We start from the raw sequence: 17571 nt of genomic DNA on the forward strand, positions 1-17571 counted from the left end.
CGATTATGGGTGAAAGGCGCCGATGGCAGCAAACCCACCAGCGCCCGACAGGCACCAGCACGCGGCAGAACAGCTATGCTCGCTGACATGACGCCGTTGATTGAACTGTGCGACCTGCCCGAGCGGCTGCACCACCCCCTGGTGCGTGATCTGGCCTGGGTCGTCCTATCGCCCCCCTTGCTGAGCAGCCCACCCTGCCCACAGCGCCACCCGCTCAGCGCCAGTCGCTGGTGGCGCCAGCCAGCGCTGCTTGGCGACTGGCTGCTGCGTCAGGATCAGGACCAGCATGCCCTGCAAGCCTGGCTGGCCCAGAGTTCGGTACGCCGCCTGGGGCTTTACTACGAACGGCTCTGGCAGTTCATCCTGCAGGCCGCCCCCGATGTCGAGGTGCTGGCGGCCAATCTGCCGATCCGCCAGCACTGCCATACCCTGGGCGAGCTGGACCTGCTGCTGCGCGATGAGCAGGGAGTGCATCATCTGGAACTGGCGATCAAGCTCTACCTGGGCCTGGACACCGACAAGGGTCGCGCAGCAAACAACTGGCTGGGACCAGGCAGCCATGATCGTCTGGATATCAAGCTCGATCACCTGAGCCGTCATCAGCTACCCCTGTCCGGCCGGACTGAAGCCCTGCCGAGCCTCAACCCCTTGAATATCAGTCAGCCCCAGGCCGCACTCTGGCTCAGTGGCTACCTGTTCTACCCCTGGCAAGCACCCATCGATAGCCCACAAGGCAGCAATCCCGCGCACCTACGCGGGCGCTGGGTCCATCAGCGGCACTGGGATGAGTTTGTCGACAAACAATCGGACGGGCGCTGGCAAGCCCTGGTCCGCCACCGCTGGTTAAGCCCGGCGCATATCGACGCGAATGAACTGTGGACGACGGAGCATTTTCGCCAATGGCGCCAGGCCCTGCCCGAGGATGCCCAGGCCCAGCTGCTGGTACGCCTGGAAGCAGATACAGAGGGCCTGTGGCGGGAAGCCGAACGCATCTTTCTGGTCAACGACGCCTGGCCGCAGACAGCGTCAAAGACTGCGTTCGGTACGCCCACCGGAGCGCGCCAGATAACCTGAGCCGCTTTCGCACAGCAGAGCATCGCGCTGCACCGGTGGCAAGGCATCCACCCCGTCGCGCAGGGCATAGGCACTAAAGCCCAGCTGGGTAAGCAGAAAGACTGCACTCACACTGCGCTTGCCACTGTCGCAGTAGCACAGATAGGTTCGATTCTTATCCAGCAGACGCGCTTTCAACCGCAACAGCTGCAAAGGCATATTCAGCGACTGCAGGGCATGGGCCCGCTCATACTCCTTCTGCAGGCGCACATCCAGCCACTGCGCCCCGGCCGCCAGCAGGCGCGAAGCCTCGCCCAGGGACACTTCATTGACCACCGGCGCCTTGAGCAGGGCGAAGAAGTCCTGGCGATCCAGACGCAGCACCACGCCATCATCCAGCATGGTCACCGTGGCATTGCGCGGGCTGTCCGCAAGCAGCGCTTCCTCGCCAAAGCAGGCACCGATTTCCAGTTCGGCCAGTACCTGTTGCTCACTGCCGGCCCCGCGCATCACCTCGGCTCGGCCAGTTTTGAGGAAATAACAGCAGTCGCCCGCCTCACCCTCGGCCAGCACCGTGCTGCCGGCGGCCAGTTCGACACGCTGCAAACGCTCAAGCATGGCACGCACATTGGACGGCGGCACCTTGGCAAATAGCGGGTTCTCCAGCAGGCGTTCCAGCCACTCCAGCTCATCCTCGCCCTGCCCCAGTTCCAGCAGCAGGTCATGGTAGGCCAGGCGCCAGGTCAGCATACGGTTGAGCGTGGCGGTATCCAGCGCCAGTACGCTGGCATCGGTCAGGGCGCGGGCTTCATGCAGACGCGGCAGGCTCGGCGACAGCGGATGACAACTGAGCTCGCTGCCGGCCTGTACCCGCTGCACCCCTTCGGCCGACTGCAGCAACAATTCACCCGCCAACAGGTAATAGGTGACCCGGGCCTGATCGCCCGGGCGAAACAACACCTGCCCCTGGAGTAAAGGCTGGGGCGTCAACTGGCCACGCAATTCGCGCCACTGCTGCTCGGACAACACATTGAGCGGCGTCAGGCTGCGTAACTGTTCGGGGTTGAGGGGTTCGCTCATGGAATTTCCAGGCTCCGCTGGTCAGACTTCAGTGTAGCCATCTTGCTTGGCTCGGCATATGCGCTGGCTCGACACGCCTGCACTGCAGCCTTGCGCCCTTGCAAGCCACCTGTGTGCACAAACAGCAGGCGGCTGCCGCGAGCAAAATAACCGGCCTGCACGCGCTCACGCAACGCCAGCAATGCCTTGGCGGTATAAACCGGCTCCAAAGGCAGGGCCGTTTCGTCTTCGCACTGGCGCATAAAGGCCAGTAACTCGTGATCAACCCGGGCAAAACCGCCCCGCGCCGCCGGCACCAGTGCGTAGCCCTGATCCGCCGCGCCGGCCTCTCGCAGGATCTCCCGCACCTGGGTGGCGATGCCATAACGTTCGGGCACCGCCAGCGCCCCATAGACCACACGCCGCCCCGCCTCGGCCAGCACCAGCCCGGCCAGGGTAGTGCCACTGCCGACAGCCAGCCACCAGGCATCAAAGTCCGCCCAGCCGATGGCGGCGAGTTGGCTTTCCAGCAGTTCGCGCAACACGCCACAACCGCGCGCACCCAACAAACCGCCGCCACCCTCGGGCACGGCATGAAATGCCGGATATCGTTCCAGCCAGGGCCACCAGAACCCAGGCTGATGGCGAGCCCGATAAGCGCCATAGTCGAGCCAGTGCAGCTGCATGCCAAAAGCCTGCAGATCGCGCACCGTAGGGGTGTCTTGAGGTTCGCCACGCAGCAGGCCAACCGTGGCAAAGCCGAAACGCCGGCCCGCAGCGGCCAGGGCATGCAAATGATTGGAATGGGACCCGCCCAGGCTGATCAGGCCTTGTGCCTCCTGGGCCGCTGCCTGTTCCAGGTGATACCTGAGTTTGAACCATTTGTTGCCGCTGATCAGCGGATCCAGCAGATCCAGGCGCAATACCGCCAACTCAACCCCAGCCGCAGCCGCCCAGGACGTGGCGAAGACCTGCAGGGGTGCCGACGGCGACCAGGCTGGCGCGATAACAGGCAAGGCTTAGCTGACGGTGCGCAGGCGGCTGCTGGCTTTGTGCCGGGCACAGCAGTTGGAGTCACCCATGATAAAGCGGCTCGGCGTATCCACCCGGTCGATGGGGATGGCGCAGCGTTCGCCACTGGACAGCAGCCCCTCGCAGCAGGGCTGCTGATAATGGGCCAGCCACTGGCGATACTGCTCTTCGGAGACATAACACTTGGCCGCCACATAGGCCATGGGATTGTCCTGATAGGCGGCGATATCCTGCAGGGCAATGGTCAGGTGACCGGCGCCCGGGTGATACACGACAAAGACCACGCCCAGTTTGGCCAGACGCTCAAGCACCTGTCCGCCGCCCTGGCTGGCCAGCTCGTCACGCTCACGTTTGAGACGCTCGATCTCTTCCTTGAGACGAGCCTCCTGCTCGCCGTGATAGGCCAGTTCGACATCACGGATGGCGATCTGTTCCTTGTACTCGATGACCGCGCTGGCCACTTTGGCCTGCAGCTCGCTCTCCAGCTGCGCGCGCAGGCCATCGCTGGCACTGCGACCATGCTGCTCCAGCGCCTGAATCTGCTTGGTCATTTCCTCACGGGAACGTTGCAAGCTCTGAGCCTGGGCAGCTAACTCCTGCTTCAGGCTGGCATTCAGGGCTTCCTGCTGCTGCAGGGCCTGATGCAGGCCATGTATCTGAGCCTGCAGGCCCTTACTCTGCTCATCATGGACCAGCTTCAGCTTGGCCAATTCTTCCTCATGCTGGCGAGTCAGACTGCTGATGCGCAGGCGTTGTTGCTTGATCAACTGCGCCGTCTTGAGGCGATGCTCCTGGTCGTGTTTTTCCCCGCTGCGCTCCGCTTCGGCCTTCTCCAGGGCCTGTTCCTGGGTATACCAGCGGTCTTCAGAGGCCATCTGCAAGCGTTCGGGTGCCACCACCTGGGACGCTTCTTCTTCAATCAGAATGCCCAATACATTGCGTTTGACCGCATCGCGCAACAGAATCAGGTCGTTCTGCCCCGGTGCAAGGCTCGGGTCCCACATATGCATCTGGTGCCAGGACACCGGGCACTGGCTGCGACAGGCCAGACGAATCGGTCCGGCGCCCAGATCGGGGCCACGACCGGCCTTTTCCGCCAGGTGCTGCAGGGGCATGTTCCAGCCCGAGTCGGGCGCACCCTTCTCGTCGAAGTCCAGATAGAAGAACACCAGCGCCTTGATCATCAACCGCGGATTGATCAGCACATAGGCCACGCGCATCTGCTGATCGGCAAACTCAGGCAGGTTGACCACGCCATCGAGCAGGGCTTCAAACTCGGGCAGGAACATCTGCTTGCAGATACCGCCGCGTTCGCTGAAGAACATCACGGCCTCAACCATCTGCGGCTTGCTCTGCATGCTCATGGACTTTCCTCTATGCCGAAACGGGGCGCACCGTTCAACGCGTAACAGCAGTTCGCTCAATGACACCACAGCCAGGCGCATTGAACAAACAGACCATCATCTGACAGCTCAAGTTCTGCACCTGTGGAGGCAGCACGGCTGAATTCAGACAAGTCTAGGGGAAAAGCTGCGCGCAGCAATGTGACTGGGTTGGCACTGACCCGGCAGGTGCTGCGACAAAAGCACGATGGCAGGGAAAAAATGTGATGGGTTTGGTGCAACCAGCCGAAAAACGGCTGGCACACCGGTACTCGATCGGCTTACACGCCCTTGGCGGCAGCCAAGAAAGGCGCCAAACGCCGCCCCATTTCATCGCCAAGGGCCTGCAGGCCGCTCATGGGCCGAATCATCACCTCGAACTCGACGATCTTGCCCGCCTCATCGAAGCGGATCATATCGATTCCCTTGAGTTCACGCTCGCCCACCCGGGCACTGAATTCCAGCACCACGCTCAGGCCATCGGCCGTGCCCAGCTCGCGGTGGTAGGCAAAATCGACAAAGACCTTGCTCACGGTATTCAGGATCAGCGACACCATGGGGGCGCCGACGTATGGCTTGAAGGCCATGGGGGAACGGAACACCGCTTGCGGATGCAGCAGCTCAGGCAGCCGGCTCAGGTCATTGCCCTGCATCAGGCCATGCCACTGCGCAAGGGTGGCGGCCGCAGCCAGCTGCAGTTGGAGGTTGGCGGTCACGGGTTTCTCCTTTTTTATTATTGGCCATCTGCAAAACGCCCCGCACGAGGCGGGGCGTTTTGTCATCAGAGGGCAGCGGCGAGGCGCGAGCCCTGGTTGATCGCCCGCTTGGCATCCAGCTCGGCGGCGACGTCGGCACCACCAATCAGGTGCACAGTCTGCCCGGCGGCCACCAGGTCGTCGTGCAGCTCGCGCAGCGGGTCCTGGCCGGCGCAGACGATCACGGTGTCCACCGGCAACACCTGCGGCTCACCTTCGCCGATGCGGATATGCAGGCCGGCGTCATCCACCTTGAGGTATTCCACCGAGTTGAGCATCTGCACGTTCTTGTTTTTCAGGCCCGTGCGGTGAATCCAGCCAGTGGTCTTGCCAAGACCGTCACCGACCTTGGTTTTCTTGCGCTGCAGCAAAAATACCTCACGCGCCGCCGGATGCGGATGGGCCTGCACGCCGGCAACACCGCCACGGGCTTCCAGGGCGGTGTCGATCCCCCACTCTTTCCAGAACTCCTCGCGGTTGAGGCTGGTGGCCTCGCCCTGGTGGGTGATGAACTCGGAGACATCGAAGCCGATGCCGCCGGCACCGATCACCGCCACTTTCTGGCCGACCGGCTTGCGCTGCAGGATGGCGTCCAGATAGCTGATCACCTTGGCATGCTCGATACCCGGAATGGCTGGGGTGCGCGGGGCGATACCGGTGGCCAGGATGATCTCGTCATAACCGCCCTTGGTCAGATCCTCGGCAGATACACGGGTATTCAGGCGCAGGTCGACACCGGTGGTTTCCAGCTTGCGCTTGAAGTAACGCAGGGTCTCGAAGAACTCTTCCTTGCCCGGCACACGCTTGGCCACGTTGAACTGGCCGCCGATTTCGCTGGCCGAATCGAACAGGGTAACGCTATGGCCGCGCTCGGCGGCTACGGTGGCGGCGGACAGACCGGCCGGGCCGGCGCCGACCACGGCGATCTTCTTCACCGCAGTGGTAGGGATATAGTTCAGCTCGGTTTCGTGGCAGGCGCGCGGGTTGACCAGGCAGCTGGTCAGCTTGCCGCCGAAGGTGTGGTCCAGGCAGGCCTGGTTGCAGCCGATGCAGGTGTTGATCTCGTCCGCGCGGCCTTCGGCGGCCTTGTTGACGAAATCCGGGTCGGCGAGGAACGGACGGGCCATGGACACCATGTCGGCATCACCCTCGGACAGCACCTGCTCGGCCACTTCCGGGGTGTTGATGCGATTGGTGGTAATCAGCGGAATGCTCACCTCGCCGCGCAGCTTGGCGGTGACCTTGGTGAACGCCGCACGCGGCACCTTAGTGGCGATGGTCGGGATGCGCGCCTCGTGCCAGCCGATACCGGTGTTGATCAGGGTCGCGCCAGCCTGCTCGATGGCCTTGGCCAGCAACACGATCTCGTCCCAGGTGCTCCCGCCCTCGACCAGGTCGAGCATGGACAGGCGGTAGATGATAATGAAATTCGGACCGACGGCCTCGCGCGCACGGCGCACGATTTCCACCGGCAGGCGCATGCGGTTCTCATAGCTACCGCCCCAGCGGTCGGTGCGCTGGTTGGTGTGGGCCACCAGGAACTGGTTGATGAAGTAGCCTTCCGAGCCCATGATCTCGACGCCGTCATACTCGGCCTGCTGGGCCAGCACGGAGCAATTGACGAAGTCCTGGATCTGCTTCTCGATGCCCTCCTCATCCAATTCCTTGGGTTTGAACGGGTTGATCGGCGCCTGGATGGCGCTCGGTGCCACCGATTTGGGGCTGTAGGCATAGCGGCCGGCATGCAGGATCTGCATGCAGATCTTGCCGTCGGCTTCATGCACCGCGCGGGTCACGATCTTGTGCTTCTCGGCTTCTTCCGCAGTGGTCAGCTTGGCCGCCCCGGAATACACGCCGCCTTCCTCGTTCGGGCCAATACCGCCAGTCACCATCAGGCCGACACCGCCACGGGCACGTTCGGCGAAATAGGCCGCCATGCGCTCGAAGCCACCCGGCTTCTCTTCCAGCCCGGTGTGCATGGAACCCATCAGGGTGCGGTTCTTCAGGGTGGTGAAGCCCAGATCCAGCGGGGCAAGCAGGTGCGGGTAGTGAGCAGTCATGAAGATCTCCACATCGGATGTCGGCTTTTCACGGAAGTGCTGCGGCCTCTTGATGGGCTGCAGTCGATATGGTCTAGACGATAATCAGGCCAGGCGAGAGCCTCAATGACTTAAAGTGACAAGTTATTGATCAAAAATAACAGTACAGTCTTGGCAGATCACCCGGCCCTGCCTAAGCTGCCGCACAAACGCCCAACACGAGCTCAGCATGCAAGCACCGCGCATCCGCCTTGGCGATCTTTCGGTCGGTTTTGTCAACAGCCTGGCCGACGCCATGCGCCACCAGGGGCATGACCCGCAACCCTTGCTGCTCAGCTATGGCCTGGATGCCGCACGCCTGGCTGAACCCCGTGCCCGCCTGTCGATCCCGCGTTATATGCGCCTGGGTCATGCGGCCATCCATCTGACTGGGCAACCCGGCCTGGGCCTGCTGATGGGCAGCTGCAGCCGCCTGAGCCAGGCCGGCCTGGCGGGCGTCACCGCGGCCCAGGCCCCTACCGTGCGTGAAGCCGCCCGCGCCCTGATCCGCTTCGAGCCGCTGTATGCCGCCAACTACCGGGGCCGGTCGAGCCTGCACGAAGACGCCCAGGGCGCCTGGCTGCGCTTCTACTCGATCAGCCCTTACAACGCCTATAACCGTTTTGTGGTGGATTCGCTGCTGGCGGGCTGGGCACAGCAACTGGGTCGCCTGGCCCAGCAGCCATTGCCGGTGGAGAAAGTGCAAATCGAATTCTCCGCCCCCGACTATGCCGAGCAATATGCCGAGCTCTTCGCCTGCCCGGTGGAGTTTGCCAGCCCACTCAATCAGCTGCGCCTGAGCCAGGACAGCCTGAACCTGCGCAACCCGGAACACTGCCCGAGCACCTGGCGACACTTGTTAGAGATTTGTGAGCGGGAGCTGGAGCAGTTGACCCGTACCCGCAGCCTGCGCGAGCGCGTTATCCAGTTGCTGGGCCCTCTGCTGCATGGCCGTGAACCGGACCTGAGCGAGGTGGCGAACCGCCTGCAGCTGCCGACCTGGACCCTGCGGCGCAAGCTGGCCGAGGAAGGCACCCAGTTTCGCACCATCCTCAACGACACCCGCCGCGACCTGGCCATGGCCTATATCCGCGACACCGAACTGGCCTTTGGCGAAATCGCCTACCTGCTCGGCTTCGCCTCGGCCGAAGCCTTCCAGCGCGCCTTCAAGCGCTGGAACCAGCAAACCCCAGGGGAATTTCGCCGCAGTCAGCGGCGCGGCGCCTGAGTCCAAACCCAAGCCCAAGCCTTTACAGCTCGGTGGCATCCTCATCCCAGGCCACATCATCCTGCTCCACGGCACGGGATTCGAGCAGTTCTTCCTGATAATCGTCCATCGCAATGCCCTCCAAGCGGCCTTGACCTCGATGGAAAACATCCATCAAGGAATATGCCAATCAAGCTAGAGAAGGCCGATGAAGAAAAGATGACACTTTGTCGCGGACAAGAAAAAACCCGCTGATAGTGCTATCAGCGGGCTTCTCGATATGGCGCAGCGGACGGGACTCGAACCCGCGACCCCCGGCGTGACAGGCCGGTATTCTAACCGACTGAACTACCGCTGCGTGTCGGTGGACTTGCGTCCTTGGAACTCTTGCTTCGTCTGATGCAGCAGCCTTGAGGCTTCTGCATCTCAGCCTGAGCGAACTCAAACTGGAAAATATGGCGCAGCGGACGGGACTCGAACCCGCGACCCCCGGCGTGACAGGCCGGTATTCTAACCGACTGAACTACCGCTGCGCGTCGGTGGACTTGCGTCCAATTCGCAAGAGTGGTGGGTGATGACGGGATCGAACCGCCGACCCTCTGCTTGTAAGGCAGATGCTCTCCCAGCTGAGCTAATCACCCGCTGCTTGCGAGGCGCGAAATTTACGCAAGGGCCGCAGCTAAGTCAACACCCTGCTTAAAGTTTTTCTAAAAAGGCGGAAATCCGCATGCCCATTTCCAGGGCCCATCAGAGTGCCATGCACCAGCCTGGGGCTGTCGGTACTAGGGGGCAACGCGCAGACTCAGGCGGGCCAGCACCCGATTGTCGTCGCTGCGCTCCAACCCGGCTTCGGCGATTTCCACCCCCTGCTCCTGCAGCACGGCGAACCAGCGCAACAGCTGGGCAAAGGGCGCGGCCTGCAGATTGACCTGCAACATACCGGCACCATCACCATCCAGGCGTTCGATGCTCAGGCCCTGCTGCTGGGCGCTGCTGGTCACCAGGCCCTGCAGGCGTTCCGGCTCGACCCGCTGCTGGGGGCTGGCAGACAGGCCCCGGGCCAGATCGGCATGGGCCTGCAGATAGGCATGCAGCTCACGCTGCTCGGCAAAGGCCTGGCGCGCCTCCAGCAGTTGCCGCTGAGCGGGCTGCCAGATGCCCAGGTACAGCAGCACCAGCGCCAGAAACAGCCCCAGGGCAGCTAACGCCATTTGCTCCCGCGCTGCCAATGCGCGCCAGCGTTGCAACAGCTGTGACTGTTCAAGCTGCCCGCGCCAGTCTTTAGTCATTTGGCTCATCGTTATCCCCCTATCACCACGCGCGCACTGACCCCTTCAGCCTCGCGACTGGCCGAGCCCAGTTGTACCGCCAGGCCGCTTTCCTGCAAACGCTCACGCAGGCGCTCCAATTCGGCAAAGCCCGGCGCCTGCACCTGCAAGGCCAGATCGCCGCGCTGCTCGCTGTAGTCCAGCTGGCGAATGCGCACCGAACCCTCACTCAACAGCGCCTGACTGACCTGACCGAGCAGGCCCAGCAACTGCGCCTCGCCGCCACCCGAGGCCTGACGCAGGTGCTGATCGAACTGGGCACGGATATCCACCAGGCGCGTATCCTCGGGGAACAGCTCGCGGTACAGCGCCTCGCTGGCCGCCCCATAGCGATCAGCCTCGCGCTGTAGGTACCAGCCTTGGCCCAGGTTGAAGCCCAGCTGCAGCAGCAACCACAGCCCCAGCACCGCCGCCAAAGGCTTCCAGACCTGCCACTGCCCCGTTGTTTCGCGCACGGCGAACTCGCCCTGGGCCAGGTTGTTGCGCAGTGCCTGGCTGGCGAGCCAAGCGCAGGGTTCGTCGATTCGCTGCACCTCGCAAGCGCCCAGCGTCTGCCCGCTCGGGCTTAACAGGCGATGAGGCGCGGGACAACTGGCCGCCAGCGCCGGCCAATCATCCAGATCAAGGGCCAGACGCGCGGCGCCCGCACCGCCGAGCAGCCAGCGCCCGTGCAGCTCCAGCAGCTGGGTGCCTTCGCCCGGCAGCAGATCGGCATCCACGGCAATCCGACTCGGCGCCTGGGGACACAGCTGCAACCAGGCGGCCAGCCAGCTGCGGCGCAGGGCAAAGACCCGCTGGCGGCCATCGGCCAGGGACTCGCCGAGGGCCAGATGCATCAGCTCCACCTCTTCGGCCAGCAGCTCCTCCACGGCGAAGGGCAGCGCCTGACGCAGCCAGCGAGCCTTGCGCGTGGGCAGGCTGACGGCGCAGGCGGTCACTGCCTCCACCGGCAGCACCAGGGTCCAGTCTGCCCCTGTCGCGGCCACGGCCTGCTCGAAGGGCAGCTGCTCGACATGCCCCTCCTGTACCCGCTGCACGGGCAGCTCGGCCTGCACTGTGGCGCAGGCCGCCGGCGGCAGAAACACTGTGATATGACTCATGGTTGAAGATCCTCAATGGGCGCCGCCGGCATGGCGGTCAGACCCAGACCACGGGAGAGTACATACACGCGGCCATCACTGGCCCGCTGCAGGGTGCTGCGCAGCAGCTGCCGACGATCGCCGACGCTGACCTCGCTGACCACCTGAAAATATTCGCTGCCGATCGCCAGGCCCTGGCTCTGCACCGCCAGACCACCGAGCTGGGCGAGAAAAGCCTGCACATCCTCGAAGGGCCGCCCGGCCCTGGCCGCCACCAAGCCCTCGGCAGTACCCAAGGCGATACCCTCGGCCAGGCTGGCCAGCACCTCGGCGCTGGCCGTGTTGACATTCAGCGCAGCGCCGGCCGGCAGCACACCAACATGGGGCAACAGACGCTGGTAATCCTCCTCGCTCATCTCCAGCAACAGGCGCAGCTCGGAGACATCGCTGAGCAGACGATTGCCGGCGCGGTAGGCTGGCTGCAACAGCAGGTACTGATTGTCCTCGGCGCCATAACCCCCTGTGGGTTCCTGATCGGCATCCAGCCAGTCGAGCAGGCGTTCGGCATAGGGCGTTTCAATCTGCAGCAGACGCAACAGGCGGCGGAACTGCGCCACGGCAGCCTCGTTGGGCTGGCCCTCGCGCAGCAGACTGTTGAGGTTAAAGCGTGCGCTCAGATCACTGATCTGGGTACGCAGCTCGCCGCCCTCGTCCAGAGTGAAACTGGCCAGGGACCTGGCCCAGGCCTCACCCAGATGATCCAGAGGCGCGCGCGGATCGCCGGCGGCCAGGTCGCGCTGCAGCACCGCCTTGGCCAACATTTCACCGCCCAGGGCATAGTGCAGGGCCTGGCGCACATGCAGCTGGTTGGCGCTGCTGCGAATCGACAGCTGCTGACGAGCAATGATCCCGGCGCTGACCACGGTGACCACCACCACCACCAGCAACACGGTGATCAGGGCCATGCCCTGCTCGCGCCTCATAACTGCGACTCCGGCTCAGGTGCAGGCTGCTGCGGGTTCTCGGCGCCCTCCTCGGGCGCGCGCGTCAGCTGTTCGGGCAGCACATCGGGCAGGCGCAACAGGCGGCGCAGCTGACCATAGCGGCGGTGCTCCAGCAGCAGCTCGACCGCCACCGGCAGCGCTGTCAGGGCCCTGGCCGCTTCCACCCCAGAGGGTGGCCAGGCGTCATGCCAGACGCCCTTGTCATCCAGATAGCGCAGTTCAAGACTGGTGACGCCCTCCAGGGCCTGCTGCACCTGCGGCTGGCTGTCCTGGGCCTGATCCAGCACACCCCAGTACTGGCGCTGCCACTGCTCGCCACTGCGTTGCCAGCGCACCCGCTGCAGGGTCGAGCGTGGCTGCGCCAAAGGATTGCGCCAACCGGCGCGGGTCAGCTCGATACTCGCACCGCCGCTGTCATCGCCCAACAGGGCTGGGCGTGCATCACCGAAGGCATCGCGCACCGGCCGCGCCAGTACCTGCAACAGGTCACGTTCGAACACCGCCATGGCCCGCACCAGCTCGCGCAACTGCGCCTCATGGGCGCGGGTCACCTTATCGGTCTGCAGCACGCTGTCGAGCATGCGATAGGTGCCCAGCCCCAGCAGGGCGAAGATGGCGATGGCGATCAGCAACTCCAGCAGGGTAAAGCCGCGGCACTGCCTCATGGCCGCACCTCGACGAAACCATTGAGGCTGACCACCGCCCGCTCACTCAGGTCATCGCGCAGCCCGGCCTGCTCATGGGGCGCGACCCACAGGGTGACCCGGCGCATGCCCGGCTCGCTGGTGGCCTTGATCTCGCTCTGCCACTGCCAGCGCCGCCCGGCGAACTCCAGCTCACCCTGCTCGCGACCCTCGGCCGGCGCACTCGCTGCCAGCTGCAGCTCGGTCAGGCGGTTATCGGCGATCCACATGGCCAGGGTCTTGTCTTCCAGGCGCGCGGCGGTCTGCAGGCTGCGGGCGGTGGCGCTCAGCACGCTGGCGGCGACCAGGGCGAAAATCGCCAGGGCCACCAGCACCTCCAGCAGGGTAAAGCCGGCGCTGCGTTTCATCGCGGCCGTCCTGCGGCGCTGTCGATCTCGACCCTGGGCAGATTGAAGCCATCGCTGGCCAGCAGCAGGCGCAGGCCATCGGCGCGGCGCTCGGCCAGATGCAGGCGGAAGGGGCTGATCTCACCGCTGGAGAGCAGCAACAACTGCGGGGTTCTGGCTGACTCCGGCGCATCAGTGGGCGCCGGCAGCGTCAAGGCGGCGCCTTCCAGCTCAAGGCTCAGCTCGGCCCAGGCTGGCAAGGCATGGGGCTTGCCCGGCACGGGCTGCCAGCCCTGGCTGGCACTGTCATAGCGCAGCACCTGGTAACTGTCGCGGCCGAACCAGAGGCCGTATTCGCGGTTATCCAGCACCGCCTCCTCGACCAGCACGCCGATCAGCCCGGTCAGGCGCTCGGCCTCCTGTTGCAGCTCGCGCCCAGGGCCGGCCACGCCCATGCTGAGCACCGTCAGGCCGATCAGGCTGCCGAGGATGACCAGCACCACCAGCAGCTCGACCAGGGTAAACGCGCGACTGCGCCGCATCGGGGCTTAGAGATCCCAGTTGCCGATATCGGCATTCAGCTCACTGCCGCCCTGCTTGCCGTCGGCACCCAGGGAATACAGATCGAAGGGCCCCTTGTTGCCCGGCGCCAGGTACTGATAGGGATTGCCCCAGGGGTCCACCGGCAGGCGCTTGAGGTAACCGTCGCGGTTCCAGTTGCGCGCCTGGGGGTTGCCCGAAGGCTTGTTGACCAGGGCCTCCAGGCCCTGCTGGGTGCTCGGGTAGCTGTGGTTATCCAGCTTGTACATATCCAGCGCCGCGGCGATGGCCTTGATATCGCCCTGGGCCACGGTGACCTTGGCCTGGTCGGGCCGGCTCATTACCTGGGGCACCACCAGCGCGGCGAGGATGCCGAGGATGACCACCACCACCATGATTTCGATCAGCGTAAAGCCCTTCTGCTTGTTACTCACTGCTTACCCCACCAGTTGGTTCAACGAAAGAATCGGCATCAGAATCGCCAGCACGATGACCAGCACCACGGCGCCCATAAACACCAGCATAAAGGGCTCGAACAGCCCCACCAGCAACGCCACCTGGGCGCCCAGATCGTTCTCCTGATTACGTGCGGTGCGCGCCAGCATCTGGTCCAGCTCGCCGGAGCGCTCACCGCTGGCGATCATATGCAGCATCATCGGCGGAAACTGGCCGCTGGCCTCCAGGGCGCGGGTCAGGCTGCCGCCCTCGCGCACCTTCTGCGCCGCCACCACCACCTCGGCCTGGATCACCCGGTTGCTGATTACCTGGGCGGCAATGCCCAGGGCCTCCACCAGGGGCACGCCACTGCGGGTAAGGATGGCCAGGGTCGAGGCAAAACGGGCGCAGTCGGTGGCGCGCATCAATCGTCCGGCCAGGGGCAGGCGCAGCAAGAAAGCGTGCCAGCGCTTCTTCAGGGTTTCGTCACGCAAGGCCCAGCGCAGGCCGAATCCGCCGCCCAGCACCAGCAGCAGGGCCAGCCAACCCCAATGTTTGACCCCATCACTGAGGGCAATCAGGCCCCGGGTCAGGGCCGGCAGGGTCTGCCCGGAATCGATAAACACCCGCACCACATCCGGCACCACGTAGCCCAGCAGAAAGCCGACGATCAGCAAGGAGGCGCACATCAGAATCAGTGGATAGAGCAGCGCCAGCTGGATCTTCTGCCGCGACTGCTGGCGTTGCTCGGTGTAGTCGGCCAGTTGTTCCAGCACCGGGCCCAGATGGCCGGCATGCTCGCCCGCCGCCACCGTGGCGCGGTACAGCTCGGGGAAGGCCGAGGGGAATTCTTTCAGGCTGCTGGCCAGGTCATGGCCTTCCAGCACCCGCGCCCGCACGGCCAGCAGCATGCCCTGGATACGCGGCGAGCGGGCCTGGGCGGCGGCGGCGCGCAGGGCCTCCTCGATGGGCAGGGCCGCCTGCACCAGGGTCGCCAATTGGCGGGTGAGCAGGGCCAGATCGCTGGCACCCAGCCCCCGGGATAAACTGAAGTGCCCGGCCGCGCCGCTGTTCTCCCGGGTGCGGGTGGCCTTGACCTCAAGTGGCGCCAGTTGCCGATCACGCAACAGCTGGCGCACCTGGCGCGCGCTGTCGGCTTCCAGCACACCCTTCTGCTGACGGCCCTTGGGGTCCAGGGCCAGGTATTCGAAGGCGGCCATTATTCCTCTCGCGTCACTCGCAGCACTTCCTCGACCGTGGTCGCCCCCTCCAGCACCTTGCGCCGGCCATCGTCGCGGATGCTCGGCCCCAGGCTGCGGGCGTGGCGCAGCATGTCCTGCTCGGCGGCGCCGTTATGGATCAGCGTGCGCAGCTGGTCGTCGAACACCACCAGCTCATAGATCCCGGTACGGCCGCGATAGCCTTGCTGGTGACACTCATTGCAGCCACAGGCGTGATACAGGCTCGGCGGATTGTCTGCCGCCACCCCGAGCAAGGCGCATTCGGCTTCATCGGCCTGATAGGCCTGCTTGCAGTGTGGGCAGAGCACCCGCACCAGGCGCTGGGCCAGCACCCCGAGCAGGGACGAGGACAGCAGGAAGGGCTCGATGCCCATGTCCACCAGACGGGTGATGGCGCCGATGGCGCTGTTGGTGTGCAGGGTGGAGAGCACCAGGTGGCCGGTCAGGGAGGCCTGCACGGCGATCTCGGCGGTTTCCTTGTCGCGAATCTCGCCGACCATCACTACGTCCGGGTCCTGACGCAGGATGGCGCGCAGGCCGCGGGCAAAGGTCATGTCCACCTTGGTGTTGACCTGGGTCTGGCCGATGCCTTCCAGGTGGTATTCGATGGGGTCTTCCACCGTGAGGATATTGCGCGTGCGGTCGTTCAGGCTGCTCAGGCTGGCATACAGGGTGGTGGTCTTGCCCGAGCCGGTGGGGCCGGTGACCAGCAGAATGCCGTGGGGCTTGCGTACGGTGGCTTCCATCAGCTGGCGATCACGCGGGCTCATGCCCAGGTGCTGCAGGTTGAGGCGCCCGGCCTGCTTGTCCAGGAGGCGCAGCACCACCCGCTCGCCATTGGCCGACGGCAGGGTGGAAACCCGCACGTCCACCTCGCGGCCACCGACCTTGAGGGAAATCCGTCCGTCCTGGGGGATGCGCTTCTCGGCAATATCCAGCCGCGCCATAACCTTGATCCGTGACACCAGCAAGGCCGCCAGCTCGCGCTTGGGCTCCAGCACCTCACGCAGCACGCCATCCATACGAAAGCGCACCACCAGGCGTTTCTCGAAGGTTTCCAGGTGGATGTCCGAGGCGTTTTCCTTGATCGCCTCGCCGAGGATGGCGTTGATCAGGCGAATGATCGGCGCGTCGTCTTCCTGCTCCAGCAGGTCCTCGGTCTCCGGCACCTGCTCGGCCAGGGCCGCCAGATCCAGGCTGCCGCCGATATCCTCGGCCAGCTGCATGGACGCCGAATCGTGCTGATAGGCCTGCCCCAGGGCCTGCTCGAAAGCCTCCGGCGTCAGGCTGCGCAGGGCCAGGCGGCTGCCGGCGAAGCGCTGCGCCTCAGCCAGGGCCACCAGCTCAACCCCGGGCCGGTGGCCCAGACAGGCCACGCCCCCCTCCACCAGCAGCACCACGCCATGACGCTTGGCAAAACTGAAAGGCAGACGCCGCACAGGCACCTCGGTGAGCAACGCATTCATAAGCGACAAGCCTTGATCTGGTCACCCTCGCCAGCCAGCCTGTTATCAGGGCTACACGGGGTTCCACGATTAATTGTTGTATTTCGCCCAGAGTCACGGGCAAACAGGTCGCTATCTTTAGCATATTGAGCGGCTGCGCACACCACCCCGACGGGGGGCTGTCAAACGCGGCAAAGCTGTCTATGATCAGCGCGCGAACCACGCCACATAACCAGCACCACATAATAAGAAGCCCTGGAGTGTCGCCCTTGCCCCTTTCGGCAATATCCCCCCGGCTGCGTCAGCATGCCCCCACCCTGCTCGGTTTTGCCCTGATTCTGGCCATGAGCATCAGCCTGGCCTGGCAAACCGCTGACTGGCTGCGCCTGCTGCGCGAGCCCGTCACAGTGACCAGCAGCGAGGGCAGCCGCCCCCATAGCCGCGCCCTCGACCCGCAACTCGGCCAGCTATTTGGTGCCAGCCAGGCCAGCGGCGACGCCCCAGCGCCGGCCACCAGCCTGCGCCTGACCCTGCTGGGCAGCTTTGTGCATGCCGACCCTCATCGCTCCAGCGCGATTATCCGCAGCGAGGGCAGCAGTGCCCGACGCTACCTGATCGATGAAGAAATCAGCAGTGGCGTGCGCCTGCACGCGGTGGCCGCCGACCATGTGCAGCTGCTGCGCAATGGCCGGCGCGAAAGTCTGAGTTTTCCCCAGGCAGCTGGCGACAGCCGCTTCAGCGCCCCAGAGCAGCAGGACAATCTGGAACAGCTACGCGCCCTGGAAGACGACAACATGACGCAACTGCGTGAACGCATGGAGGCCCTGCGCGAGCAGATGCAGGTTTCCGGCGCCCTGCCCAACGATAACGAGCCCGAGGCTCAGCCCACGGAAACCCCCTGAT

17 protein-coding genes and 3 tRNA genes are annotated in these 17571 nt (G+C 64.6%); 3 read left to right on the top strand and 17 right to left on the bottom strand.

All coding sequences use genetic code 11. The features are described 5' to 3' along the window. Window positions 1–87: 87 nt before the first annotated feature. Window positions 88–1074, top strand: a complete 987-nt coding sequence (locus GJV18_RS18215; protein ID WP_160347910.1) for a DUF1853 family protein — start codon at window positions 88–90, stop codon at window positions 1072–1074. On the opposite strand, the gene GJV18_RS18220 is transcribed toward GJV18_RS18215, so the two are convergent. The 5 genes from GJV18_RS18220 to GJV18_RS18240 form a co-directional block, all read right to left on the bottom strand. Next, on the bottom strand, window positions 1027–2133 hold the full coding sequence (locus GJV18_RS18220; RefSeq protein ID WP_160347911.1) for a cyclic nucleotide-binding domain-containing protein: 1107 nt from the start codon (window positions 2131–2133) through the stop codon (window positions 1027–1029). The genes GJV18_RS18215 and GJV18_RS18220 overlap by 48 nt on opposite strands. Then, on the bottom strand, window positions 2130–3128 hold the full coding sequence (locus tag GJV18_RS18225; RefSeq protein WP_160347912.1) for a 1-aminocyclopropane-1-carboxylate deaminase/D-cysteine desulfhydrase: 999 nt from the start codon (window positions 3126–3128) through the stop codon (window positions 2130–2132). The genes GJV18_RS18220 and GJV18_RS18225 overlap by 4 nt, the downstream gene beginning before the upstream one ends. A 3-nt stretch (window positions 3129–3131) precedes the next feature. Continuing rightward, window positions 3132–4508 (bottom strand): chromosome partitioning protein ParA, encoded by a 1377-nt coding sequence (locus tag GJV18_RS18230; protein WP_160347913.1) that lies wholly within the window; start codon window positions 4506–4508, stop codon window positions 3132–3134. Between the two features lie 299 nt (window positions 4509–4807). Beyond that, window positions 4808–5179, bottom strand: a complete 372-nt coding sequence (locus GJV18_RS18235; RefSeq protein WP_160347952.1) for a nuclear transport factor 2 family protein — start codon at window positions 5177–5179, stop codon at window positions 4808–4810. A gap of 128 nt (window positions 5180–5307) precedes the next feature. Beyond that, on the bottom strand, window positions 5308–7341 hold the full coding sequence (locus tag GJV18_RS18240) for an NADPH-dependent 2,4-dienoyl-CoA reductase (RefSeq protein ID WP_160347914.1): 2034 nt from the start codon (window positions 7339–7341) through the stop codon (window positions 5308–5310). A gap of 208 nt (window positions 7342–7549) precedes the next feature. On the opposite strand from GJV18_RS18240, the gene GJV18_RS18245 reads away from it, so the two are divergent. Further along, window positions 7550–8587, top strand: a complete 1038-nt coding sequence (locus GJV18_RS18245) for an AraC family transcriptional regulator (RefSeq protein WP_160347915.1) — start codon at window positions 7550–7552, stop codon at window positions 8585–8587. 260 nt (window positions 8588–8847) lie between these two features. Here GJV18_RS18245 and GJV18_RS18250 read toward each other — a convergent pair. The 12 genes from GJV18_RS18250 to gspE form a co-directional block, all read right to left on the bottom strand. Further along, a tRNA-Asp gene (locus GJV18_RS18250) sits at window positions 8848–8924 on the bottom strand. Window positions 8925–9022: 98 nt separating this feature from the next. Beyond that, window positions 9023–9099: transfer RNA gene (locus GJV18_RS18255), tRNA-Asp, on the bottom strand. Between the two features lie 32 nt (window positions 9100–9131). Further along, window positions 9132–9207: transfer RNA gene (locus tag GJV18_RS18260), tRNA-Val, on the bottom strand. A gap of 141 nt (window positions 9208–9348) precedes the next feature. After that, on the bottom strand, window positions 9349–9855 hold the full coding sequence (locus tag GJV18_RS18265) for a type II secretion system protein M (RefSeq protein ID WP_407692374.1): 507 nt from the start codon (window positions 9853–9855) through the stop codon (window positions 9349–9351). Window positions 9856–9866: 11 nt separating this feature from the next. Then, complete coding sequence (gspL, locus tag GJV18_RS18270; protein WP_160347917.1) at window positions 9867–10994, bottom strand: type II secretion system protein GspL; 1128 nt, start codon at window positions 10992–10994, stop codon at window positions 9867–9869. Beyond that, the gene (gene gspK, locus GJV18_RS18275; RefSeq protein ID WP_160347918.1) at window positions 10991–11956 is read right to left on the bottom strand and encodes a type II secretion system minor pseudopilin GspK; all 966 of its coding nucleotides are present in this window, start codon (window positions 11954–11956) and stop codon (window positions 10991–10993) included. Before gspK ends, gspL begins: the two co-directional genes overlap by 4 nt. Further along, a complete protein-coding gene (gene gspJ, locus GJV18_RS18280) occupies window positions 11953–12642 on the bottom strand; it encodes a type II secretion system minor pseudopilin GspJ (RefSeq protein WP_160347919.1) in 690 nt (229 codons plus the stop codon). The genes gspK and gspJ overlap by 4 nt, the downstream gene beginning before the upstream one ends. Next, window positions 12639–13028: a type II secretion system minor pseudopilin GspI gene (gene gspI / locus GJV18_RS18285; protein ID WP_160347920.1), complete on the bottom strand. Its 390-nt coding sequence runs from the start codon at window positions 13026–13028 to the stop codon at window positions 12639–12641. The genes gspJ and gspI overlap by 4 nt, the downstream gene beginning before the upstream one ends. Then, window positions 13025–13549 (bottom strand): type II secretion system minor pseudopilin GspH, encoded by a 525-nt coding sequence (gene gspH, locus GJV18_RS18290; RefSeq protein WP_160347921.1) that lies wholly within the window; start codon window positions 13547–13549, stop codon window positions 13025–13027. Before gspH ends, gspI begins: the two co-directional genes overlap by 4 nt. Before the next feature lie 6 nt (window positions 13550–13555). Beyond that, the gene (gene gspG, locus GJV18_RS18295; RefSeq protein ID WP_160347922.1) at window positions 13556–13981 is read right to left on the bottom strand and encodes a type II secretion system major pseudopilin GspG; all 426 of its coding nucleotides are present in this window, start codon (window positions 13979–13981) and stop codon (window positions 13556–13558) included. A 3-nt stretch (window positions 13982–13984) separates the two neighbouring features. Next, window positions 13985–15202, bottom strand: coding sequence for a GspF family T2SS innner membrane protein variant XcpS (xcpS, locus tag GJV18_RS18300; RefSeq protein WP_160347923.1), 1218 nt, complete (start codon window positions 15200–15202; stop codon window positions 13985–13987). Beyond that, a complete protein-coding gene (gene gspE, locus GJV18_RS18305; protein ID WP_160347924.1) occupies window positions 15202–16689 on the bottom strand; it encodes a type II secretion system ATPase GspE in 1488 nt (495 codons plus the stop codon). The genes xcpS and gspE overlap by 1 nt, the downstream gene beginning before the upstream one ends. Before the next feature lie 248 nt (window positions 16690–16937). Between gspE and GJV18_RS18310 the strand changes: the two genes are divergently transcribed. Continuing rightward, window positions 16938–17570, top strand: coding sequence for a type II secretion system protein N (locus GJV18_RS18310; protein WP_160347925.1), 633 nt, complete (start codon window positions 16938–16940; stop codon window positions 17568–17570). Window position 17571: the final 1 nt, after the last annotated feature.

The sequence above is a fragment of the Pseudomonas xionganensis genome (assembly GCF_009763245.1).
GTDB classification, from domain to species: Bacteria; Pseudomonadota; Gammaproteobacteria; order Pseudomonadales; family Pseudomonadaceae; genus Aquipseudomonas; species Aquipseudomonas xionganensis.